The organism is Deltaproteobacteria bacterium, assembly GCA_016183175.1.
Taxonomy (GTDB): domain Bacteria; phylum UBA10199; class UBA10199; order UBA10199; family SBBF01; genus JACPFC01.
On the sequence record JACPFC010000064.1, the window covers coordinates 1 to 23,100 of the forward strand.

At 53.1% G+C, this 23,100-nt stretch carries 23 protein-coding genes; 9 read left to right on the forward strand and 14 right to left on the reverse strand.

The genetic code is table 11. The features are described 5' to 3' along the window. Positions 1 to 33 precede the first annotated feature (33 nt). The 3 genes from HYU99_07230 (at position 34) to HYU99_07240 (ending at position 7,924) form a co-directional block, all read left to right on the forward strand. The gene (locus HYU99_07230; GenBank protein MBI2340137.1) at positions 34 to 2,103 is read left to right on the forward strand and encodes a HEAT repeat domain-containing protein; all 2,070 of its coding nucleotides are present in this window, start codon (positions 34 to 36) and stop codon (positions 2,101 to 2,103) included. Positions 2,104 to 2,107: 4 nt separating this feature from the next. Then, the gene (locus HYU99_07235) at positions 2,108 to 4,831 is read left to right on the forward strand and encodes a metallophosphoesterase (protein MBI2340138.1); all 2,724 of its coding nucleotides are present in this window, start codon (positions 2,108 to 2,110) and stop codon (positions 4,829 to 4,831) included. A 75-nt stretch (positions 4,832 to 4,906) separates the two neighbouring features. After that, positions 4,907 to 7,924, forward strand: a complete 3,018-nt coding sequence (locus tag HYU99_07240; protein ID MBI2340139.1) for a hypothetical protein — start codon at positions 4,907 to 4,909, stop codon at positions 7,922 to 7,924. A gap of 5 nt (positions 7,925 to 7,929) precedes the next feature. Here HYU99_07240 and HYU99_07245 read toward each other — a convergent pair whose 3' ends face one another. From HYU99_07245 to HYU99_07255, 3 genes are all read right to left on the reverse strand, one after another. Then, positions 7,930 to 8,664 (reverse strand): acyltransferase family protein, encoded by a 735-nt coding sequence (locus tag HYU99_07245; GenBank protein ID MBI2340140.1) that lies wholly within the window; start codon positions 8,662 to 8,664, stop codon positions 7,930 to 7,932. A 1-nt stretch (position 8,665) separates the two neighbouring features. Next, positions 8,666 to 9,250 carry a hypothetical protein gene (locus HYU99_07250; GenBank protein MBI2340141.1) on the reverse strand — a complete coding sequence of 195 codons (585 nt, stop codon included), beginning with the start codon at positions 9,248 to 9,250 and terminating at the stop codon, positions 8,666 to 8,668. 79 nt (positions 9,251 to 9,329) lie between these two features. Beyond that, complete coding sequence (locus HYU99_07255; protein ID MBI2340142.1) at positions 9,330 to 11,645, reverse strand: nitrite/sulfite reductase; 2,316 nt, start codon at positions 11,643 to 11,645, stop codon at positions 9,330 to 9,332. A 345-nt stretch (positions 11,646 to 11,990) separates the two neighbouring features. On the opposite strand from HYU99_07255, the gene HYU99_07260 reads away from it, so the two are divergent. Both HYU99_07260 and HYU99_07265 read left to right on the forward strand, forming a co-directional pair. Beyond that, entirely contained in the window at positions 11,991 to 12,269 is a 279-nt protein-coding gene (locus HYU99_07260) for a hypothetical protein (protein MBI2340143.1), read from the forward strand. Between the two features lie 160 nt (positions 12,270 to 12,429). Beyond that, on the forward strand, positions 12,430 to 12,849 hold the full coding sequence (locus HYU99_07265; protein ID MBI2340144.1) for a hypothetical protein: 420 nt from the start codon (positions 12,430 to 12,432) through the stop codon (positions 12,847 to 12,849). A gap of 17 nt (positions 12,850 to 12,866) precedes the next feature. Here HYU99_07265 and HYU99_07270 read toward each other — a convergent pair whose 3' ends face one another. From HYU99_07270 to HYU99_07285, 4 genes are read right to left on the reverse strand one after another with little or no spacing between them, the layout of a single operon-like run. Beyond that, positions 12,867 to 14,564, reverse strand: a complete 1,698-nt coding sequence (locus HYU99_07270; protein MBI2340145.1) for an acyl-CoA dehydrogenase family protein — start codon at positions 14,562 to 14,564, stop codon at positions 12,867 to 12,869. Between the two features lie 7 nt (positions 14,565 to 14,571). Continuing rightward, positions 14,572 to 14,901: a hypothetical protein gene (locus HYU99_07275; protein MBI2340146.1), complete on the reverse strand. Its 330-nt coding sequence runs from the start codon at positions 14,899 to 14,901 to the stop codon at positions 14,572 to 14,574. A gap of 3 nt (positions 14,902 to 14,904) precedes the next feature. Beyond that, positions 14,905 to 15,156 carry a type II toxin-antitoxin system MqsA family antitoxin gene (locus HYU99_07280; GenBank protein ID MBI2340147.1) on the reverse strand — a complete coding sequence of 84 codons (252 nt, stop codon included), beginning with the start codon at positions 15,154 to 15,156 and terminating at the stop codon, positions 14,905 to 14,907. Then, on the reverse strand, positions 15,143 to 15,463 hold the full coding sequence (locus tag HYU99_07285; protein MBI2340148.1) for a DUF4258 domain-containing protein: 321 nt from the start codon (positions 15,461 to 15,463) through the stop codon (positions 15,143 to 15,145). The genes HYU99_07280 and HYU99_07285 overlap by 14 nt, the downstream gene beginning before the upstream one ends. 361 nt (positions 15,464 to 15,824) lie before the next feature. Between HYU99_07285 and HYU99_07290 the strand changes: the two genes are divergently transcribed. After that, positions 15,825 to 16,961: an ATP-binding protein gene (locus HYU99_07290; protein ID MBI2340149.1), complete on the forward strand. Its 1,137-nt coding sequence runs from the start codon at positions 15,825 to 15,827 to the stop codon at positions 16,959 to 16,961. Between the two features lie 13 nt (positions 16,962 to 16,974). Here the strand turns inward: HYU99_07290 and HYU99_07295 are convergent, their stop codons facing one another. Next, positions 16,975 to 17,307 carry a type II toxin-antitoxin system PemK/MazF family toxin gene (locus tag HYU99_07295; protein MBI2340150.1) on the reverse strand — a complete coding sequence of 111 codons (333 nt, stop codon included), beginning with the start codon at positions 17,305 to 17,307 and terminating at the stop codon, positions 16,975 to 16,977. Next, positions 17,304 to 17,534 (reverse strand): hypothetical protein, encoded by a 231-nt coding sequence (locus HYU99_07300; protein ID MBI2340151.1) that lies wholly within the window; start codon positions 17,532 to 17,534, stop codon positions 17,304 to 17,306. The genes HYU99_07295 and HYU99_07300 overlap by 4 nt, the downstream gene beginning before the upstream one ends. 243 nt (positions 17,535 to 17,777) lie before the next feature. Between HYU99_07300 and HYU99_07305 the strand changes: the two genes are divergently transcribed. Next, the gene (locus tag HYU99_07305) at positions 17,778 to 18,296 is read left to right on the forward strand and encodes a hypothetical protein (GenBank protein ID MBI2340152.1); all 519 of its coding nucleotides are present in this window, start codon (positions 17,778 to 17,780) and stop codon (positions 18,294 to 18,296) included. A gap of 19 nt (positions 18,297 to 18,315) precedes the next feature. Here HYU99_07305 and HYU99_07310 read toward each other — a convergent pair whose 3' ends face one another. The 5 genes from HYU99_07310 to HYU99_07330 all read right to left on the reverse strand — a co-directional run bounded on the left by HYU99_07310 (position 18,316) and on the right by HYU99_07330 (position 21,808). Then, positions 18,316 to 18,735 carry a hypothetical protein gene (locus HYU99_07310; GenBank protein ID MBI2340153.1) on the reverse strand — a complete coding sequence of 140 codons (420 nt, stop codon included), beginning with the start codon at positions 18,733 to 18,735 and terminating at the stop codon, positions 18,316 to 18,318. A 311-nt stretch (positions 18,736 to 19,046) separates the two neighbouring features. Next, positions 19,047 to 20,225, reverse strand: coding sequence for a VWA domain-containing protein (locus tag HYU99_07315; GenBank protein MBI2340154.1), 1,179 nt, complete (start codon positions 20,223 to 20,225; stop codon positions 19,047 to 19,049). 55 nt (positions 20,226 to 20,280) lie between these two features. Continuing rightward, the gene (locus HYU99_07320) at positions 20,281 to 21,102 is read right to left on the reverse strand and encodes a MoxR family ATPase (protein MBI2340155.1); all 822 of its coding nucleotides are present in this window, start codon (positions 21,100 to 21,102) and stop codon (positions 20,281 to 20,283) included. Beyond that, complete coding sequence (locus HYU99_07325; GenBank protein ID MBI2340156.1) at positions 21,099 to 21,533, reverse strand: type II toxin-antitoxin system VapC family toxin; 435 nt, start codon at positions 21,531 to 21,533, stop codon at positions 21,099 to 21,101. Before HYU99_07325 ends, HYU99_07320 begins: the two co-directional genes overlap by 4 nt. Further along, positions 21,530 to 21,808 (reverse strand): type II toxin-antitoxin system prevent-host-death family antitoxin, encoded by a 279-nt coding sequence (locus HYU99_07330; GenBank protein MBI2340157.1) that lies wholly within the window; start codon positions 21,806 to 21,808, stop codon positions 21,530 to 21,532. The genes HYU99_07325 and HYU99_07330 overlap by 4 nt, the downstream gene beginning before the upstream one ends. A gap of 172 nt (positions 21,809 to 21,980) precedes the next feature. On the opposite strand from HYU99_07330, the gene HYU99_07335 reads away from it, so the two are divergent. Beyond that, positions 21,981 to 22,856: a hypothetical protein gene (locus HYU99_07335; GenBank protein ID MBI2340158.1), complete on the forward strand. Its 876-nt coding sequence runs from the start codon at positions 21,981 to 21,983 to the stop codon at positions 22,854 to 22,856. 100 nt (positions 22,857 to 22,956) lie between these two features. Then, on the forward strand, positions 22,957 to 23,100 hold a 144-nt coding region (locus tag HYU99_07340; protein ID MBI2340159.1), incomplete at its 3' end, for a helix-turn-helix transcriptional regulator.

Here is a 23,100-nt window from a genome sequence, read left to right on the forward strand (position 1 = left end):
CTGGGTGAAATCGGGACGCCGGCCCGAAGCGCCGTGCCCAAACTGATTGAGGCCCGGAAGGACAAGGATGGGCATGTCCGGGTTGCCGCCGTTGTCGCCTTGGGCAAGCTCGCGGACGCCGGGGCGGACCCCGATGAGGCTGACAGGATTGTATCCGCCCTCTTCTCCGGCTCGCTGATCTGGTCCCCCAATATGGTCCCGGCGATCTGCGACTCTCTTTTCCTGATTGCACAAACGATGGGGCCACAAGAAGTCCAAAACTCGATTGTCCCCCAATTGGACAAGGACTTAAGAAGAAACGAGTCGTGGCTGGTCCGCCGGGCGGCGGCGCGAACCCTTGGCCGGCTTGGCGACGCTGCGGCTCCGGCCGTTCCCGCACTGGTTAAAGCGCTTAAGGACGAGGAATGGTGGGTCAGGCAGGATGCCGCCTGGGCGCTGGGGAGAATCGGGCCTTCCGCCGTCGCGGCCGTCGATTCGCTCATTTCGGCCCTTCGGGAATGGCCGGCCGAAAGACGGCCCCTTGTCATTGAAGCGCTCGACCGGATCGGAACGGAGGCCCTTCGGCCGTTGGCCGATATCGCCGGGAACAAATCCGAAAGCTGGTGGGTCAGGGCCGCCGCAATGGAAATTTTGGGAGGGTATGAGCCGCAGGAAATTCGTGTCATCCGCGCCGCCATCATCAGCCTCAAAGAGGAGCGCCATCCACAGTTGATCGGGGCGGCGGAGAAGGCCCTCCTAAACTGGGGGGGAGAGGCCCTTCCCGTAATGGTGAGCGCCCTCAACTCGCCCGATTGGAAATTTTGCGAGAGGTTAATGGCCCTTATTTCAACCATGGTTAAAAAGTCGCCCGAAATGATCGATCCTGTTCTTGTCGGGGCGCAAAATGTGGAGCAACAAATTCGACAGTACTCGGCCCGGCTTCTTGGCGAACTTGGAAACACCGCAGCGATCGGCGAACTCGGAAACACTGCGGCGATTCGCCGGCTGATTGCCCTCTTGAGCAAAAAAGACGAGGCGCCCGAGGTTCGAAAAGAGGCGGCCGGGGCCCTTGGAAAGTTGAAGGCGGCCGAGGCGGTCCCCTATTTGATCGCCGCCCTGAAGGCGGACAGCGTCGAACGCGACGCGCTTGCCGACGCCCTCGTATCGATCGGCCCCTCCTGCGTCCCCGATATCATTCCGCTTCTTAAGGATCCGCGCACCGAAAAAGATGCGGAAAAAATTCTTACCGCGATGGGTCCGGGGGCGGCGCCTGAATTGGCGGAGGAAATGGCCTCTTTATCCCGAAGGGGTGTCGACGGGGAACAAAAAACCGCGGCCGAAAGGATCGCGAAGATTTTAATTCAACTGGGCCCGGGCGCCATTCCGCCCCTTGTCCTTTTTTTGAACCATCCGGACGAGGAGGCGCGAGGCCGGATCAAAAAAACGCTGGTTGCCATGGGACCCCGCGCCGTGCCGGTGGTCGTTTCAATGCTGGAAAGCGATGATCCTTCCCTGGTCCGCGCCGTCGTGGAACTGATCGGTGAATTTGGAGTGCACGCGGAACCGGCCGTTCCCAAATTGATCTCCCTTCTGACGGATCCGGCCCGATCCGACCTCCGCGATGCCGTTGCCAAAACCATCGTGAAAATCGGCTTCCCCGCCGCCGCGCCGCTGATCGTAAAATTCGAAGCGCTCGATCCGAAATCCGAAGCGCCCGAAGTCATGTCAGCGATCGAAAAAATTCTGGTGGAAATGAAAGACTTCTCTTTTCCTCTTTTGATCCCAAAATTGGGCAACGATCGGATCGACAAAATAGCGGCCCAAATGGGTGAGCCGGTGGTGAAGGGCCTTATCGCCATGTTGGCCGATCCCGACCCGGAGGTTGTCTGGTCAGCCATAAAGGTCCTGGTCGAAATAGGCGAGCCGGCGCTGGACGATCTCTCCATCGCCCTCGAAAGCGAAAACAAACAGGTCCGCGAGGCATCGGCCGTCGCCCTGGGTGAAATGGGTCCCGTTGCAGAACCAATGCGGGAGGCCCTGGAGAAACGCCTCGCACTTGAAGAAGACCTCGAAGTCGCCGCCGCCATCAGGGAGTCGCTGAATAAACTGAAAGCGGACGAATAAACTTATGGGACACCAGACAAAAACAGACCCCGTCAAACCGACCCTCATCGGATCGCCACTCCATCCGGTGGAGGGGGAGGATGTCCGGATTGTCGAGGGGGCGTTGGGAAACCCGGTCTTGGTCAACGACGATGATCTCTTTCAAAGCGAGAGCCCCGATGGTTTTGGAAAAGATTTCTACATTCTCGTCGCCGCCGAAAAGGGGCAAACGGCCCGCGGGGCGGCCGAAAACCTGAAAAAGGATCATCGCCTTTCGATCCGCCCTTTTGTCCCCCAGGGGGGAGAAAGGAATCCCGACGATTCCGCATTTGAAATGATCGTGGATCCCGAAAAATCGTTTCCCTATCTTGACCCGCAAGTCCGGGGCGCGCTCCGCTTCAGGCCCGATCTGGCCCATCTCCGGGCCCTTTACGGTGAAAACACCGATTATTTCATGGTCGCCGTGAAGCTCCCCAATGACCGTGAGGCCCTGTTCGGGAAAGAGTTCCGGACGGTCCCGGATGAAACGGGAAAAATCGCCGGAAACCGTAATGTCCGTAAGTTCGACCTGATTCAGGAATCGGCCGACGGCCTCGTGGAGGTGATGCGTCGCGGAGGATTCGTTCTGTTCGACAGGCAGGACCCGGGGGGCAACCCGGATACCCTTTACGGGGTTACCCTGGCCGATCTCCATCTCGCGGAGCAGAACGATAAAATGGAAGCGGCGCTTCTCAATCCCGGGAAAAAAAGAAAAGAGGAGGCAGAGGGCCTCTATCTTAGGTTTAACAATGCCAACGCCGATTTTGACGAGGCGATCATCCCCTGGTTGAATGAAGAATGCCTGGCGGGGAGACTGGACTGGGTGCAGATTTTGGGCGACAGCGTCGATTACGTGGGACAGGACAAGAAAACACCGGGGAGCCTTGAAGATTCCAATTTCAATTTATTGGCCGATTTTCTCGACCGGATCGAGGCGTCTGTCTTTGTCCTTTTGGGAAACCATGACGTCCTTCCCCAGGCCTTTCCGGCGCAGTTGACCGCGGAGAATTTCAACCTTGGAAAAAAGGAGGTCAAAAAACTCCTGCCAAAAAAAACCGGAAATACCCTGAAGTCCATCATCGAAGACCCCAGCACCTCCATCGCCTATTACGATCTCATCAATCCCGTTCATGATTTTGTGGTGAATTTCGGCGCCGGGGACGCGGAAGATCCAAAATCCAGGGAGGCCCGGTTCATTTTCACCGACATGGGAGGGGCCGACTGGGCCCATTTCAGGCAGGACGACCCGGTCTATCGGGAATTGCAGTTTTGGCCCTTTCACACCCCTTATCTCCATGGGACCACCTTCCTGGAAACACTGTCGCGTCAATCGCCCGACGTCAGGGGCCCCCTGCCTACTCAGGTGTCATGGCTTGCCGAAGAGCTGGCAAAGGAATCCCATGCGGTCCTTCTTTCTCATGCCCCGCTTGTGAACGGCAAAGACAACCAAACGCCGTACGATTCGGAACGCAAAATAGCGTCCCTGGAAAAAACCGGAGAAAACGAGGACCTCACTTTCAACACAGCGGCGCATGGAAGCCAGCTCCTGCAGATAATCGTGGACAACCCGAATATCCGCCTTCATCTTGCCGGCCACACCCACTATGATGGAAACGCCTATGCCTTCGGTGTCGATGATCAAAACCGGCCCCAATTCTACCGCGGCCCGATCCGGGAGACATTGGAAAGGATAGACGGCTCAAATCTGGCGGATGTCCGTCATTTCTGGTTTCCGGAAGATCCATGTACCGGCGCCTGTTCTCCCGAAACCGACCAGTTGACCGGGGAAACGGCGGATGAGCTGAAAAACCGGAAATTCGCCTGGCAGGTCGGCTCGGCGGGGGTCTATAACAATGTCGATAAAAAGAAAGGAAGGCTCCCCCCTGTCTTTACAAGAATGAGCCTCAACCCGGAAGGGCTGGTTTCGGGAGAGGAACATTTTTATGTTGTGAAAAAAATCGGGCAGGATCCGGAAAATCCGGATCGGCATTTCGTCCGTCTGGAGGTGGACTCCGAACCCCTGCACAACGACCGGTTGACAAAAGAGTGGGAAGACAACAAAAAAAACAACCCGCGGGCGACACTCGATCTTGAGGAGAACAGACAGCGTCTTGAAGCGCGTTCCAACCCCCAGGAAACGGCGTACATCTCCAATCCGGACAGTCTGAATATCTACCCCAGCTATGATGACCGGGTCGTTCATCCTTATATCTCCCCCACCCGGCTGAATCCACATCTTCGTCTCCGCGGTTTTGGCGGCTGGCCCTCCCTGGGCTGGCCAAAGGAGGAATTGAAAGTCCATCATCTCCTATTTGGGGGGAGCGGCCAGTATCTGTTCAGTGAAGACCAGATCGGAACCGTTCCCCGCCTTTTGATTCAGGGAGGGGAAGTGGGAGTGATCGACAAGGTGATCGACAATCAGCACAGGGTCAAGATGTATGCCGCCGTCCAACTGCCGCCGCTTTCTATCGACTGGCCGTTCTCCGATTCCCTCATTGTCCGTGCGTTGACCCTCTCCTTGGGCGGCGGGCTACAGGTTTATCCCGATGCCGGTTTTTATTTCCATAATCAGTTGAACCTTCTCGAACTGCAGTTCGGAAACCACGACCTCGAAAAAGGGGTGAACTTTTATATGGGGTTTGACCGCCACGACCTTTTTTCGACGGACGGAGAGGTTTTCTTTTACACCGGCCTTGATTGGAGGCATTAAATCCTTATTTTGGCAAGATTTTAGCTGGATAACAGGTTGAAGGTTTTTTTCACATAGTCAAGGTTTCAACAAGCTATGGACACTCCTCCCGTCACCGGGGCAACCCCCTTGCCTCCCGAAGAGCCGCCTATTGGCGCCAGCGCCTCCCTTGGTCCTGATCCAGAATTTCCGGAAATTTATGCGCCGTCGCAACAGCCACCGGTCCCCGAACAGGCGCCAAACCAGGATCTTCACGCACTTGCCTTTATTGGAGACAATCAATATTATGTTGTTCCTTATATTCAGGGTTTTTACCGTTCCCTCGCCCTTAATACCCGTGCGGCGGGTCACCGGCTCCCGGCGGTCACGCTGTTTGCCCCATCGGCTCATGAGACGCTGATCCGCGAGTCGATTCCCGATGAGCTCCGGCCCGTCTTCCAAGGAATGATTTCAACGGGAGATGTCGCTGATGTCGCCAGCCTCGAGGAATGGTATCTTTTTGTTGATACACTGCGACGTCTTGAAACAGCCGATCCGAACAATCGCACGCGCCTTTTTATGGTTGGTAACCACGAAGTCCTTCACGCGGGCTCCGCGCGATCAGGCACCTTTGGCGGGCTCCTGACCTTTATTCTTAATCTGCAGGGAAACCGCCACTATGCCAGCGACATTCATGGCCCCGAAGTGGGAGGCGTAGAAAAGCGTCTCGACAAGGCAATACTCATTCCATTGATCTTCAGAGATATTCTTGGCCATAAGGCAGATCCGGTGCCGCTTTTCTCCTCGAGCCCGTCTCATTACAGGCTAAAAGGAGGTCAAAAACAAAAATGGGGCGATAAGGAACAGGTCTATTCCACCTTTTGGAAACAGGAACATGACGGAAGCTACCACGCCCCCGTTAAATTTTGGCATAAATATAAATTAAGAAGCCGCGAGCCGGAGCAAACATTCCTCTACACCTCCGCGATCAAGATGGCCGATCTCCAGACCGCCGACGGCATTTACCCGGTGTATTTTATCGGCCTCGATACCATGGACTATCTCCGTACCCCTACCCTTGTCGGTGCACTCACGGGAAAGGTCTCTCCCATTCAGGTTAAGTTGATCCAGGCCTTTATGGCCCATGTCAAAAAAAGGGAACCAGGGGCCCTCTTTGTGCTTGGGGGGCACTACCCGGTCACATCGATGGAATACAAGGTGGAGTCGTCCGGCCTTAACAAAATTCTGTCGGACGATTCGGTGATCGCCTACATTGGGGCACACACCCACAAGCGCGACTATGTTGATCTTGCAAGCAACGAGTACGCCAAAAAATACGGCATTGCCCGTTTGACCCCCCTTCCCGAAATCACGGTCCCCTCGGCGACCGATTATCCCAATGAAATGATGCTTCTTAAATACGGTGTGGAAAACAGGGAATCAAACAAACTGGTTTTCGAGTTCCAATACCGGGGGATTGATCCCTCTTCCGTCCCCGGCAAAACCGAAGCCGTTGACCGTGAGCTGGAAGCCATTAAACCCCATCTTTGTTCCTTAAGAGACGCTCTGGCTCATATTGACGATCCGGCGCTGAAGGAGTTTGGAACGCCGGAAACCCCATGGAATAATCAGTTCCGTCTTCTCTTTGATGTCGACAAAGGCATCAAGACCAGGTCGGGAACCATTCACGATTTTGTGGTGGCAGAGGATGTGATTCCGGCCATGGTTGAAGATGCCCAGCTCTACATACGCCTTTTCATGAGCGTGGTGAAACTGGCTCTTGTTGAAGGGGGCATGGAAGGTGAAGCCCTTAAACTCGAAAAGGCCTATTTGGCCGCTGTGGAAAAAATCGATAGATATTACGAGAACATTCACGCAACTAAGGAGCTACTTAGGATTCTTCAAGCCATTAAATATGTCGAGAATATGGAGGGAAAGGGCGAGCACCCTCAACCGGAGATGGCGCATCTTGAGATTGACGCTTTGACAAGGACTATGAATCAGCAGTCCTACCATGTCTTGGACACCATCGGGGACCATCTCGCCAACTCGCCCTGGATCACGGATCAAAATAGAAAACTCCTTGCAAGCATCATCCCCATCGTGGAAGAAATGCCTCTTTTTGTCGAGGCCTACAGGGAATGGCTTATCCATTACGAAACCTTGTGCCGAACCGAAAGGAGCAACAAAGAGATAATCGCCTCGGCCGATCTTTTTGGCAACGGCCACTTTCGCAACATCTGGAACCAGCTTCCCCACATCCCCTATGGGAGCCAGGCCTTCGCTTTCAAGACCTTGGCGCTTCTGGAGTCATCAAAACAGGAGGTCCAGTTCTACAAGGGACTGCTCGACGAGCGGCTAGATCGCGAAACGCCCGTGAGAGAGGTTCCAGATGTCATCCGACTTGAGATCTCAACCGGAAACGGAGGGGTCAGCGTGACCGATCCGCCGCCAGTCCCGAATGAGAAAGAGGAACGCCGCGATTTGTGGGGAAATCCCCCTCCCCTTAAAGAGGTTCCGGGCATTACCCCCCTCAAGATCACCCTATCCAAAAAAGAATCCCGGCTTATGCGGAAATTGTTGGATTCAAAGATAAACAGCCACGGGTTGTGGAGATGGATGTACTATTTTGGGCCGGCCGACAGTACGTTTGACGTTGGCGATTCAAAGACTGTCAATCTTGACGGTTGGAACGACGGAGTTCTTTTCGAAGTAGGAAATCGGATACATTTGATTGATCATCCACGTATAAGCTTGTCGTACGGTTTCGGGTTGGGCATGGAGCGGAATAAACGGTTTTTTGACGGTATGCGATTCAGAACACAGAATTATGAGGGCCTGACGAGAGTCGGCCTCACCCTTGGCGAGTCGACGGGCCTTTTTGATATAGGCGCATTCATGTTTTCTGGGCCGGCCTTCAGAGAACCGATACCCAGCCCGCTTGTCTCTTCAGACGGTTTGCTCTATCCCGCCCTATTTTTTGGGGTTGGCGGACAATTTAATTTTGCTGAAGGAGCCATCTCCCTCGAACTTGGGCGTCAATGGGATAATGATCCCCTAACATTAGATGCCTCTCGAAACTATTACCTCGGAGTGGCATTCGATGTGTTTAGACTTCGACACTTTATGCAATGATCTCGTCACCGTTCCCTCTTCTTCGCCAGTTCCGCCATCGCACCCAGCACTTCCCGATGAATCCTCTCAACCTGTTTTTTTTGATTCTCCCCTTTTCTACGTATCGTTTTAATCGGTTTTCCCACCAGTTGAATCAATTTTCGCGGGAATGGTAGAAGCCCCAAACCCAAAAAGAGCGGCAGGCTGAAACGGGTTTTTTCGAAAATCTTGATCCGCCATTTGAGGAGAAAATAGCTGTTGTAATAGACGGAATTGATCCCCTGACAGTAGCTGGGAATAATCGGCGCCTTCATTTTGACGGCCAGTTCGACGAATCCCTTCCGGCGCTCCCACGGAATGCGTCTCAATCCGGTTTTTGCGACGAGCGCCTCATAAATTCCCCCCGGCGACAACAAAAGGATATGTTTTTGACGGAGCAACTCCTCTCCATTTTTCGGGCTGGCCGGAAGCGCCCCTCCCCTTAAAAAGAAATCGCGGACATAGGGGATGTCGAACAAAAAATCGGCCCCGAGCCCCCGGGGATAAATTTTGAGTTCATCCACCAGTTTTTTGGCGAACAAAAAACCGTGATACGGGATGATGCCGTGGTTCATCACCACCAGCGCCGGCCCTTTTTTGGGGAGATTTTTTAAGCCGTGGACCTCGTAACGAAAATATTTCTCCATCGGCCAGAAGAGAGGGCGGATTTTTTCGAGGAATTGGGGATCGAATTGGTCGATGGGGGCGAAACGTTGAGACATGTTACGACAACCGGTCAATCATCTCTTTCAAACCTGCTTCCCGCTTGGCGGTCATTTTGACGGAAAAACGCTGTTTCGGATTGGACAAATGCTCCAGATTAAATTCTTTATTTTCAAGGGCTTTAGACAAGACATCCTGAAGAACTGGCTTAATCCCGGTAAAGGTCTCCGGCGTGTTCGGCGCCAGCGCCCGGTCGTTGATGATAAAGAGAAATTCGTTTGTTGCAAACTTGAGCTTTCCTTCAAAAGCGGGATCGTTCTCAAGCCGATCCGCCGCTTTCAAAATTTCAAGGAGGGATAACTTGATCTTTTCCTTCGCTGATCCCTCCATCGGTTGTTTACGACTATACAAAAAACCGAGCCTCCGGGAGGTCAGGTCGAGGGCATAGTCGGCGTAATATCCGGCCAAAAGGATAAGCGGCCCGTCGTGGACATGCTTGTAGTCCGCCACATCGACAAAAATTTCGGGACTGTTGGGAATCCAGCTGTTGAAAACCTTGAAAAAAATATCGGGCTTGGCCGCCACGCGGCAAGCCGCCTCGGGGTTTTTAAAATAGATTTTCCAGTTTATTTTTTGGAGGTTCATGAAAAATTCCCTCCCCCTTGAGGGGGGAGGGTTGGGGAGAGGGTGCACTCGAGATCACCCGCCCCCTGACCCCCTCCCCTCAAGGGAGGGGGGAAGTCTGTTCCATACTCATCCGCGCATGGCAATTGTAGGCGGCATCGATAAAGAGCTGGGCCTCTTCGATGCGCTGTTGGGTCTTCTCTTTGTTTAAGCCCGCAGGCCCTTCCGCCTGCGCCCGGAAGAGATAATTGGCGAATTGGTCACGGGCAAAACGGTCATAGAAAATCTCCGTGTCGCAGAAACGGGTTTTAAATTCGATGATGATTTTTTCGGGATCGTTTGAAACATCCGGATTTTGCCCTTTGATCAGCCCCTGCGCCGCCGTCGCCATGGCGTGGAAGGCAAGGGATGCCGTCTTCTCCAAATTTCCCGCCTCAAACTGCACCTGCGCCTCAAACAGTTCGCGGTCGGCCGCCTTGAGGCCGAAGTCGGTGAGCGAGACCACCTCCCCGGCGCACTCCCCTTTGCCGATATCGCTGATGGTGTATTCGCGAACATCCCCCCAGTCGACATAAAATGACGGATTCTCGTCATGGCTTGGAACAACGGTCAGATCCTCCAAGGCCTTCTTCAATTGTATTTTTTCCACACGCTGAATGAACGCCTGAAATTTTTCATCCCCTTGTCGCCCCTTCACATACATTTCACCGAGGCGATCCACCACGGCGGGAATATTTTTTGACGGGATACCGACAACGGCCATCCCATACGATGCGGCATTTTCCGTCCACTGTCCTCCAAGAATCAGTTGAAAATGAGGGACAACATAATTTCCCACCTTTCGGCTGACGCCGTAAAATCCAATGTCGGCGATATGGTGCTGGCCGCAGGAGTTGAAACAGCCGGAGATTTTGATATGAAGATTCCTGACCGCCTCGTTCATTTGAACGCTCTTTTCGGCCAGGCGGGTTCTCAATTCGCCGGCCAGCCCACGGGAGGAGGATACTCCGAGTTTGCATGTGTCGGTACCGGGGCAGGCGGTGATGTCGACAATGGTCCCGGCAAAGGGTTGGGCAAGATCGATTTTTTTAAGGTCATCGTAGAGGGCCGGCAGGTCGCCTTCAGCCACCCAGCGGAGGACTATATTCTGCTCCACCGTCGTCCGGACCGTGTCGCGAATATATTTGCGGGCGATGGCGGCAAGGTCGCGCATCTGGTTGGAGGTAATGTCTCCGAGCGGAAGCGAGACAACGACCAGATAATATCCTTCCTGCCGCTGGGGCCGGACATTGGTTTTTAGCCAACGCTCATAATCCCCCCTCCCTTGAGGGGAGGGGGTCAGGGGGCGGGTGGCAGAAGGGGTTTTCAAAGGCCGTTCCTCATATTTTTCGACGGGCGAAATCAGTTCTTTCCAGCGCGGATCGACCGGAAGTTTGGCTCTCTCATCCATTACCATCTGTTTGAATTTTTCGATTCCCCAGTCGGCGACAAGGAATTTGATGCGCGCCCGGTTGCGCTTTTTCTTTTCGCCGTAACGGGCGTAGATGCGCCAGACCGCCTGCGCGAGCGGGAGCATTTCTTCCACAGGGATAAATTCAGAAAAAAGTTTTGCCTGATATGGCAGAGGTCCCAACCCCCCGCCGACAACCATCTCAAAACCTTTCTTTTCGACGCCATCGACAATTTTTTTTGCGGCGATGTAACCCATATCGTGGATGGTAACGAGACCGCATGGGTTGTTTTTGCAACCGGAGAAGGCGATTTTGAATTTTCGTCCAAAGTCCTGAATATCGGGATGCGCCAGCGCAAAGCGGAACATCGCGTCGGCATAGGGGGTCACATCGAAGGCCGCCTCACTGCAGACTCCGGCGATCGGGCAGGCGGTGACGTTGCGGACCGAATTGCCGCAGGCCTCGCGGGTGGTGATGCCCATCGCCGCCAGACGGCGAAAAATCGACGGTGTGTCTTCGATATGAACATAGTGGAGCTGGATATCCTGCCTTGTCGTCACATGGCAGATGGAATCGGAATATTCCTCGGCGAGATCGGCCAGCACATCCATTTGGTCCGGGTTCAACCCTCCCCACGGGATTTTGATCCTCTGCATGCCGGGGGCGTCCCACTCGGTCATGGGCCCTTTTGAAAGTTTCCCCAGGGTCGGATAGGGAATTGGGCGGTCCTCTTTGCCATCGTGGCGCTTGCCGTTGTCGTATCGTTGTCCATACACACCCCGCCTTAGGCGGGTTTCGGCAAAGACCTTATCCTCGATCTTGCCTTGCTTTTTGAGGAACATCTCGGTCTCGAAATCGCCGATTTCCTTTTCCCAAGAGGGCGGCATTTTGCCGGAAAGACACCTTTTCCAGAGTTTCGCCGACTCCGAACCGCTGATTTCTTTTTGACTGACTTGTCCTGTCATAGACTCTCAAGAACCTACTTATGGAATCCAATGATGTCAAGGGGTTAGACCCCTTCCACAAAATTGTCTTGCCGAATCCTGAAAATTCGTTTAAATCCGGCCACCTTAACCTTAATTAAGCCATAAGGAGGGTTCCCGCCGAGCGCCGACCGGGGGACCCATGATCCGCCGACCGAATAGGGAGGATTAAGGATCATGGGGGCCCAAACCTGCAATGGCAACAGGCCAGTAAAATGGCGAGAGTTGCTATTGACGAGAGGGAGGATAAAGCGAGGTGGGAGCGGAGATGAAAAAGAAAGTGAAGTAACTTCAATCGACTACAACTAATATAAGGAGACAAAAACTATGAAACTTTCAGCATTACTCGTTTTCGTTCTTGCCTTTGCCGTATCCAGCGTCTCGTCCGCCGCGGTCAAACTCCGCAACGCGGATTCCGACAGCCGTGAGATCCAGACCAAATGCGGTCCCACCGGCACTACCACCGACACCAGCATTGCCGGCTCCACCGTATCCGACCTCGGAGCGGGCCCCTGCACGGTGATGGTGAAGTCGACCAGCTCAAGCGCCGACGCAGTTGACGGTGAAAACCTGGTGATCAAGGACGGAAAAGTCGCCAAGGAATAAAAGAAGCGAACAGTTTGGGCATCATTCACCCCGTGAGATGGCGACTCCCGCCTATCTCACGGGGTTTTTTGTTTAAAATATGCAAGTGATTTCAAATAGATAAAAAAATGGATAAAAAAGTACGCAACTTTTTTATCCACCTGCCGATAATATATTCACTATGCCGGATCCAAAACCCATTCAATCGGTTTCAGAAGTGGATCTTACAGAGGCGGATATTGCCACCCGTCTTGCCCATGAGAAGGCAGATATTCCTTTAAATCAAATGGAGGAACTTGCCAGGGCAAGACTTGTCGAGCCATTGATCAATGAGCACGATGCATTGCAGTGTCAGTCAGAGTCGTGGTGGGATAATGTTGCCTGTCAATTCGATTTTGTGCGTAAAGCACAAGCTACACTCCTGTGGGATACCGCCATGGACCGGAATGAATGGCTTCAACGAAACGTTTTGCGCTTCGACGATTCACCGGGCGATGGACGGTATTCTGAAGAGGAAGTCTCCAGACTGTTTAATGAATGCGAAAAGGAAAATCGGTTAACGAGACTCTCAAGATACCGGAATTCATTTCCAAACCTCTGATATTCTGAAATTCGCCATTAAAACCCTTTCAAATCACCTTTCACCGGTTTTTCGGAAACCAGATCGAGGCCGAATTGCGGCAGGTTTTTGATGACCGGATTTTCAAACCCGGCCAACGGCCCGCGGAAGGATTCGTGGGTTAAATGGGCCGCCAAAATGAGAAGGCGGTTGTTTTTTTGAGTGATCCCCTGACGAACGAGGCCGCCGATCTCCAGCAGATCGGCCAAATGATCCACAATCCGGCGGGCGTGCGTTTGAACCCAGACCTTGTCCGCCGGACGCTCTTTTGTGAACAACTCCTCCGCTTTTTTGACGGCGTTCAAGTAAATCTTCCGGCTTTCATCCAGCGTCCCCGCGGGCCACGATTGAACGATCCGGCCGATCTCCTTTTTGAAGCGGCTGAAAAAATCGAAGCGACCGACATCCCTTAAAATCTGCAGACAGAGGACATTGTGCGGCCCTTCCCACGTTTCGACAATCAGGCTGTCGCGCAAAAGGCGCGGCAGGATGGAAAAATCCTCGATAATCCCGTTGGCTCCAAAGACCAGAATCGCCTCCTTCACCATCCCGGTCAACTGAAACGCCGTCCGGTATTTCATCAGATTGATGAGAAACCTCTGCCAGAGGCGTTGTTCCCTCTCTTCCGGCAAAAGGCCCTGTTTGTCGATCCCGGCAAGGAGGGAGAAAAAGAGCCCCCTTCTCGCGGTGAGCGCGGCAAGAACCGACAAGAGAGACTGTTGAATGAGGGGAAAATCGATGAGGCAGCTCCCAAAGGCCACCCTCTGCCCGGCATAATTCAGCGCCTCCACAAATGCCCGCCGGTGCAGGGCCAGGCTGTTGGCGGCGTTATGAATGCGGGAGACGTTAAGGATGTAATTCATCAGGTTGTAAAAGCCGTCCTCTTTTTTGCCGATGAGCCACCCCTTCGATCCCTCAAAATCGACCTCGGCGGTCGGGAGCGATTGCGTCCCAAGCTTGTTTTTCAGGCGACGGATGGAAAGGTTGTTCGGCTTGCCGTCGATGAGCCGTGGGACAAAAAATATGGCGACCCCCCTGGTCCCCTCCGGCGAACCGTCGGGCCTTGCCGCCAGGCAAAAAAATTCGTCGTAGGCGGAGCAATACCATTTTTCGGCCGTGATCGCCCAACTGCCGTCTTTGTTTTCACGCGCCGTCCCCTCAATGGCCCCCACATCCGAACCCCCCGATTGTTCCGTGATGAATTGCGCCCCCGACAGCGGGTATTCGGCGGACAAAAGTTTGGGGAGATATTCTTTTTTGAGAAAATCGGAGCCCAAGGCCTGGACAACACGGATCAACCCGTCGGTGCAGGCGAGCGGACAGGTCACTCCCCCCTCGCCGATCTGGGCCAGAAGATAGATCTTTGCGAATTTTTCGACCTCCGATTGATTGGAAAAGATGCCCGCCTCGACGACTTCCCTGCGAATGGTTTTTGTCTCCGGGGGAAAAACAACCTTTTCCAGCCGGTTGCCGACCCGGTCATATTTTTCCACGCGCGGCAGTTTTTCGGGCCGCGCCGCCTCGTTGGAGAGATCGTTCCAAGCGGGAAGCTTTTTTTCCCAGGCCGTGAGGACCGAGGTGAGACGATCTGCCTCTCTCTCATCGCAAACAAACGAGAGGAGCTCCTGGAAACCGGGATCGTTCGAGAATAAGCGTGAATTGTCGGCCGGCTTAAACGATTTTAAATTTTGGGTCATGCAGTTTTTAGTATCGCGGGACTTTGGGATCAATTTTGAGAGACCATTCCTCGATGCCGCCGGCCACGTTGGCCACTTTCTTGTACCCCTGGCTCGCCAGATATTCGCAGGCTTTTTGCGACCGGCCGCCGTGATGGCAGTGGATGACGATTTCGTCTTCGGGTTTGAGTTCATTCAACGCCCTTTTCGCAAATTCCGAAAGAGGAATCAGCGTGGAACCGTCAATCCGGCAAATTTCGTATTCGCTTTTCTCCCGGACGTCGATGAGACGGAAGTTTTCCTTCTTGTCCCGTTTTTCCTTTATCTGCTCGACAGTGAGTTGGGAAATTTTAATCATACATCAGGCCGCTTTTAACCTCTCCAATGACCAGACAGGAACAGAGAGCCTGCGACAAGGCTTTCGCCTCTCCAACAGGATCCGGTCCATCTTTTTGAGGACAGGCGAACTTAGCCAAACTTCCCCGCACAAAACGCATACACGGGCGGGCACCGCTTCAAAGACTACGATGTCACTCCCCCAATGCTGGTCAAAGTTGATTTTTTTGCTCATAAGCAGTCCGCCGCACGAGGCACACCGGTCAGATTTTTTCATTCTTTTTCTCCCTTCTTGTTTTTGGATCGAGCCATACTTTGGGATCCATCCAATGGGCGGTAATCACATGCACCTTGTCGCTGACGGCACAAACAACGTAAAGCGGAAAACCGCCCCGAATTGTACCTGATATTAAACACGATGGGAAGGGTTTGTCATCGGGGTAAGTTTCGATGATTTCCCCCTGCATGACGATCTCCCCGATTTCCTTGCCGGTAATTTTTCGCTGGCCCATTCGCTTGCGGGCATGAAGGGTCATCTCCCATAGACCTTTTTTCCATTTTTCCCTGATTGCTTGAATTTGCACTCATGTGTTCTATGCACGATCCGGGGCAGGATATCAAATTTTTTTATCTAACCCGCCGTCAACGCAGGATGACCTCACGGGGTTTCAGGACGGGAACGGGGGGCATTAAACGCGGACCTCAATTTCACGGATGGTCGCTGTTGGAGGCAAACCTTTTTCTGCCCGGACTTCCAGACATTCCACACATCATTCGCCCACTTTCAATGGTTTTCCCGTTTTCCCGTTTTGGGTAACACCCCTGTCGGCCAACAAATCCCCCTGGGCGGAATGGATTTAAGGTTTAATGTCCCGGATATGGCTATTTTAAAGCATGCTTTAAAAGAGACTTGACTGAAATATAATACACGTTAAAATAGCCATCATGCGCTACCTGGAGCCCCTCATCCTGAAGGATCTTCAAAAAAAGATGGTTTTTATCGGCGGCCCAAGGCAGGTGGGCAAAACGACGCTGGCCGAGGCCATCCTCCAAAAATATCTGTCCAAAAACACCGGAGGGGTCTATTTCAACTGGGATGACGATGAACACCGCCGCGATCTGTTGAAAAAAAAATGGAGCGACCGGGATACGCTTTTGGTGTTCGATGAACTCCATAAATATCCCCGCTGGAAAAACTGGATCAAGGGCCTCTATGATACCCAAAAGAAGAATCACCGCTTTCTGGTGACGGGGAGCGCCCGACTGGACGTTTATCGGCGGGGGGGGGATTCGCTCATGGGGCGCTACCACTACTGGCGCCTCCACCCTTTCACCCTCTCCGAAATTCCGGAAAAAATCGGGCCGGACGAGGCGTTTAAGCGCCTGATGACCGTCGGCGGTTTTCCGGAGCCTTTTTTCGACAACGACGAACAGGAGGCGCGCCGATGGCGCCGCGAGCGTTTCGACCGTGTCCTCAAAGACGATGTCAGAGACCTCGAATCGGTCAAAAACATTCAACTGCTGGGTCTCTTTGTGGATGCCTTGAGAAGCCGCGTGGGGAGCCCCACGGTTCTCTCCAACATCGCCGAGGATCTTCAAGTCGCGCCGCAAACGCTCAAGGGTTGGCTGGAGGTGCTGGAACGAATGTGCCTTGTCTTTGTTGTCAGGCCGCACGCCAGAAATCTTCCGCGGGCCGTGCTGAAGCCGCCAAAGGTCTATTTTTACGACAATGGGGACGTGTTGGGGAATGAAGGGGCCCGTTTTGAAAATCTTGTGGCCACCCATTTGTTGAAAAAAATCCAGTTCGCGGAAGACAGCCGGGGATACCGGTACGAATTAAAATATATCCGCGACAAAGAGGGGCGGGAGGTCGACTTTGCCGTCTTCAGGGACGAAAAATTGGAGGAACTGGTTGAGGCCAAGTATGGTGATGGCGAGGTGGATCGTTCGCTGGCCTATTATGCCGAACGCCTGAAACCACCCAAGGCCGCCCAGATCGTGGCTGACCTGAAAAGGTCTTATTCGCGGGGAAACCTGCGCGTCATTAACCCGTTGGAAGCATTTTTGGAGCCTCTTGGATGAACGTTGGAATTGATTAAATGTTATCCAGAGCCAGGGAAATGGAGAGGGCTTTATCGAGTTCCCCTATTTTCTTGTCCGAGAGAGTGCCAATAAAGTTGGTAAGACGGGATTTTTGGATGCTGACCAGCTCGTCGCAATGGATGGCGCTATCGTGTTTGAGGCCTTCGGAGGTTCCGAGCGGTACTTGAGTGGATAAACCGTCAAAGCGGGAATAGACGGGGGCGCAAATGACGGTGGAAAACCGGGAATCGATCAGCACTTGGCGGCTCACAACAATAAAAACCCGGAACCGCCTTGGATCGGCCTTGCCTGGCTTGTACACCCGGTATAAATCGCCTCGCTTCATACCTCGATCTGATAGGAAAGAACCTCTTTCGCCTCCCGATTAAGCTTGTCCGCCTTTTGATTGAGAATCTTGAGGTCCTTTTGTTCCCGGACTTTGGCGCGCCGGCTGTCGAGGAAAAAGACCACCGCGTTTTCGATGGCCTCCGAGCGGTTTTTGAACTCTCCCCCCAGTGCGTCCAGCGCCTTAAGAGTATCCTCCGAAAGTGTGATTGATGCCTTTGCTTTCATACTCCATCTATACTACTTTTATCTTCCCATTTCAAGGGCTGACTTTGAACCGACATTTTCGATAATAACCGATGATGCCCTCCTAATTACTAATCCATAATTTTTTGAAAATAGGACGCAACTTTTTTTAAGGCTGACTCGATCCGAGAAAAAGCAATGAGATTATCCGATCCCAGAAATTACCAGCTTGAAATGGAGCGCAATTCCACCGTAGTTGGATCCCTTATTTGGAGTGGTCTCCTGATGGCCGGCAAAGAGACCATGTATCTCTTGGGCATTGAAAAGTCGGATCAGAAAACGGTCTTTGGGGTTGTCAACGCTTTGGGTCTCTGGCAAATGCTGGCATTAAGCCCTCAAACGCTTCCTCTGCTCCCTGCCGCCATACCGGGTGCGCTGGCGGGAGGATACGCAGGGCATTTAATCGCCCCTGACAGCGACGCCTCGTTTCACGGATCGGTGATCGGAGGAACCGCTTCTTTCCTGTGTGCCTTCGCCCGATGGCAAGGGGCCTCTATTTTGTCGCGATTTGCCTCGATGCGCGCCGTAACGCTGGCGTCAGCGGCGGCTCGCCATCCAGTAACATTGGCGGCTGTTGGAGGTGTTACGGCCGGTTCCCTGATCAATTACGGGGTCACCAAGGCCCAAACAGCCGCTTACGGCGAAGAAAAAACCTTGGGCGACATGTGGTATGACAACTTCGAATTTGTGCGCAACGCCATGGGCTGGTCCGCCAACAAATCACCATGGGCCGATTGGATCTGATTTCTTCTCCCCCCTCAAATCATCCACCGCCTCGGTCAGGTCTTTTTTTACTCTCCGCCTCTATTTCAGCTTTGAGGAAATCAACATCCATTTTGTCGGCGGGACGAATCGTGTCCTTCATTTTAATGAGCAACTCTTTGCCGGCAACCGGTATTTTGACCCCGCTGATATTTCTCCACTCAACGCCCTTTTCCGCCTCCCGATAGCCGATCCCGCAGGCCTTGGCCATCAAATCGACGACCACTTCATCGGCAACACGGACAACAGAGTAGCGCCGGACTTCGTCGTCCTGAATTTGTGAGATGGCATTGTCGGGAAGTATCGAGAGCGCCTTTTTAATCTTGCGAATATTTTCGGCTGAAGCATCCACGAGGAGATCGATATCTTTGGTGCCTCTGCCAAAGCCGTGCAAAATGACGGCAATGCCGCCGATGACAATGTAATTGACTCCTGCCTTGTTCAAAGAATCGCAAATCGATATCACGTCTTCGAGAACAGGTGTACGCGAGTATTCGCCATTTTGTGAATCATCCATCGATCAGCCTCTTCCATCGATTTAAAACGGTAAACCCCTCTGGGAATTAACGCATCACCCCTCAATTGCCGAACCAACCGCAACATCGCGGCTCCTTCGGCAATTGGATCTTCTTTTCCGCGCCGCTTCGTAATGACTTTCATGGTCCATGCCATAGCAAGGGAAGTATAAAAGAGTCTTTAAAATGAAGTCAATAAAGCCTTTTTCAGCCTTTTTCAGGCGGTATTGACTCGTTCCCCCCGCAAATCATCCACCGCCTCGGTCAGGCCGGAAACCGTCAGGGGATACATTTTAAAAACCCGCTTGATCGCCTCAATGGTATGATGTCCCCAATAATCTTCCGGCTCGGGATTCAGCCAGACGGTCGATGGATAGTGCTGTTTGATGAGCCGAAACCATTCCAGCCCGGTTCGCTGATTCATCTCCCAATACTCGATGGCCCCGCCCTGCGCCAAAAGCTCGTACGGGTTCATGCAGGCATCCCCCACAATGACGACGTGAAACGATTTTCGGTAGGTTTTGAAAAGCTCTTCGGTTGAAATAAACTCGCGGCGGAACATGTCGTTGTAGAGGCGCGAATAGATGCAGTTGTGAAAATAAAAATGCCTGAAGGCCTTGAAATGGGTGGAGGCATGCGCCGCCGAAAAGAGCGCCTCCATCAGCTCGGCATACGGGTCCATGCTTCCGCCGACATCCATCAGCAGAAGAAGCTCGGTCTGATTCTTCCGCGGCGGCTGAAAAACCAGTTCGATTTCACCGACGTTCTTGCAGGTTTTGTCGATCGACTTGTCGATGTTTAATTCGGTCGCCTCACCGTGAAAATCGAGCTTGCGCAAACGCTTGAGAGCCACCTTGAACTGACGGGTATCGAGAATGCGGTCCTGCCGGTAATTGGCGAATCGCCGTTCTTCAGCCACTTGGACGGCCGACCTTCCGCCACCGGGCCCGCCGATCCGGATGCCGGAGGGATGCGAACCTGAATGGCCGAACGGCGATGTGCCGCCGGTGCCGATCCAATGGCTTCCACCATGATGCTCCTCCATCTGCTCTTTGAGCCGTTCGAGAAATTTCTTGCGGAGTTCCTCCAGCGCCAACGGAGGAATTTGCGGCAGAGGGGGACGCTGTGATGGATCGAGACTCTTGTTGAGCCAGTCGAGAAGTTCTTTCTTGATGTCAAAATTTCCCTGATACCCCTTAAAACAGATAAGAAAGGCCTGGTCGAAGGAGTCGTAGAGGGCTTCGGATTTGACAAGGATCGACCGGGCAACCTGGTAAAAATGGGTGAGCGAGGAATCGCCCTGATTCTTGATCAGGGCCTCCATCAGGGCCAGCCATTCCTGGGTCCCGACAGGGATTTTAAGGGCGCGTAATGTATAAAGGAAGGTTAATAACATACGGTAGGGGCAGGGCTTGCCCTGCCCAGGGCGAGGCAAGCCTCGCCCCTACGATTCACATCCGCCTCACCCTCGCCGGAACCACCATATCCTCTTCCTTCTTCAACAATACCCCCATCAGCGGCGTTTCTTTAAACAGGGTTTCGGGATCGATACTCATGGCGACCAGGGCATGGAGCCAGTCGATCAGCTCGGAGGTCGAAGGGGGCTTTCGCAAATGGGTTTGGGACCGGATCTCGTAGAATTTTTTCAGCGCTGACTGAATTGTCTTCGATTCGAGGTCGGGAAAATGAACCTTCACGATTCGACCCATCATTTCAGGGTTGGGAAATTCGATGAAATGAAAAACACAACGGCGAAGGAACGCATCCGGGAGTTCTTTTTCGGAGTTGGAGGTAATGACCACCATCGGCCTCTGCTTTGCCCTGATTTCCTCTTTTGTTTCGGGGATGAAAAAACGCATTTCATCCAGCTCGGCCAGAAGGTCGTTGGGAAATTCCAGATCGGCCTTGTCGATTTCGTCGATGAGCAGAACCACCGGTTCGTCCGCCGTAAAGGCCTCGCCGATTTTGCCCAGCTTGATGTAGCGCTTGATATTCTTCACATCGCCGTCACCAAACCGGCTGTCGTTTAGACGTTGAACCGTGTCGTAGAAATAAAGCCCATCCTGCGCTTTTGTGGTTGATTTGATGTTCCATCGGATGAGGGGGCGGTTCAACGAATCGGCAATGGAGGCTGCCAGCAGGGTTTTTCCTGTTCCCGGCTCCCCCTTCAAAAGCAGAGGCCGACCGATGGCCAAAGAGACATTCACCACCTGCTGAAGTTCATCGGAGGCGATGTAGTCGGCCGTCCCCTGATATTTTTTTGGTTTACTCATTCGCTCACATTCCGGACCGGCAGACGCTCCTTCTGGGCCGCATTAAGAAGGCGCTCATCTCCGGCAACGAAGACCAAATTAACCTTCATGGCCCGTTTTACGGCAATGGCGGAGGCCAAATGAATGGCATCGAACCCGCGCAAAGGATATTTCGAAACCAGCCGATCAATCAGCTTCTCCAATTCCGGCGAAACGTCGACACGGATGAAACTTTTCCAGTCGTTTTTGAACGAACGCGCCGTGCGGCTAAACAGCCGGCCCGTCAACCCCCCTTCCCTTTTTTTCCGATGAAAGGCCGCCATAACTTCGGCATAGCCGACTTTTGAAACGGCAATCCCCTCCGTTTCCCGCCAGAGGTCGATCACCTTTCCGGAACCCGGTTCCAGGACATATTTTTTCACCAGGGCGCTGGTATCGAGGTACAAAATCATCGGCGGTCCTCGACAACCCAGTGGGAAAGGCGCCCCCCTTTAAGGGCAACGGGTTTGGGAAAATCCCTGGAAAGATCCCGCTCGGGCAGATGTACCAACCCTTTCAAGGCCAGAGGGGCCAGGCGGTCGCGCAAAGTGGGTGTCCGGGAGGCCTCCCGAACCAACCGGGCCACCGGCTTGCCATGTTCGGTAATCAAAATAATTTTCCCCTCTTTTGCCGAGGAGACATAGCGGCTCAGGTTGTTTTTCAACTGGCGAATACCCGTGCTCACCATCTGCGCCGAACTGGATAAATGTGGATACATAGGCTAATTGTAGCTACATATGGGATGAAAGGCAACCCCAAATCATCCACTGCCCCCGTATTTTTTGGTTTACTCACAGGAAAAAGAGGTCTATCAAAGGCGGATGGGTTAAATCAAGCAACAATAACATCCCGGAGGTATTATGGACTGTACCCAGTTTGTTCAAGATGTTCAAAAAGGAAGAAAAACGGATCTGTCTCAAATAGACCTGACAAAGAGTGAGGGAATCGCGCAACTCTCCGACATCGCCCTCGGTAACCGTGAGGCCCTTCAATTTTGCACCACTTCTTTCAACAAAACACCCGAACAATTCAAGCCGTCTCTCGAGCGGGAGGTCGGGCGTTTTGTCCGTGAAGTGCGCCAAATACCGAGCTTCGAATCGTTGAAACCCAAAGAGCAGGACAAATTGTTAAAAGATTTGAGCTTCACGATCCGCGAGGGTGACCAAGCTATACCTCTCTGGCTTGCGTCATTAGGTGGTGGAACCATCTTCACTTTTTCAATACTCTATGTACATCGCCCTACCACTCTCAATGGCATTCTCACGGGAGGCGTTGTAGGATTTGTTGGGGGAGCGCTTACGGGAGCTTTGGCTGCTGAAGCATTCTATGCTTTACATAACGGTTATGAAGACCAGGAAAGGCTCGGTGCCTATCTCGATCGGATCGACGGATCCAAAAAAACCCGATTCCGTGAGCTGGAAGCCGCCTTTGCCCAGTATCTCTACAAGAACCCGGACGAAATCGACACGGAAAATCTAGCCAAAGCCGCGGCCAACAAAAAATTCCACGACATCCTCGATGAAGACGGCATGACTTGGTACTTTGCCAACACGATCAACCACTATGAACAGATGAACCTCGACCCTCTTCCCCTCGTTAACGACCGCGGCCCGGCGGAAGAAGAAAGACGGGCGCAAAACAGGGCAAAATACGGTGAGAGCCTTGCCGAGATTAAAAGGGGTCTGATCAATCCTCAAAATAGATCCCAAGACATGTTGGTTGCGCTGAGTCGTTGACCCCCGCCGCGACCCAATGCATGTTTTCCTGTCTCAAAGAACTTATCTTCCCTTTTTCCGGATATTGACAAATTGTACTATTTATACTACATTATGTAATATGTTGGCCCAACAGATAAGCGCCTGGCGGCAGGTCCGTGGCCTGACCCAGGAAGAACTCGCCTCGCGAACGGGCATTCCGCGGCCCAATCTTTCGGCGATCGAGCGGGGGCAACACGATATCACCGTTGCCACGCTGGAAAAA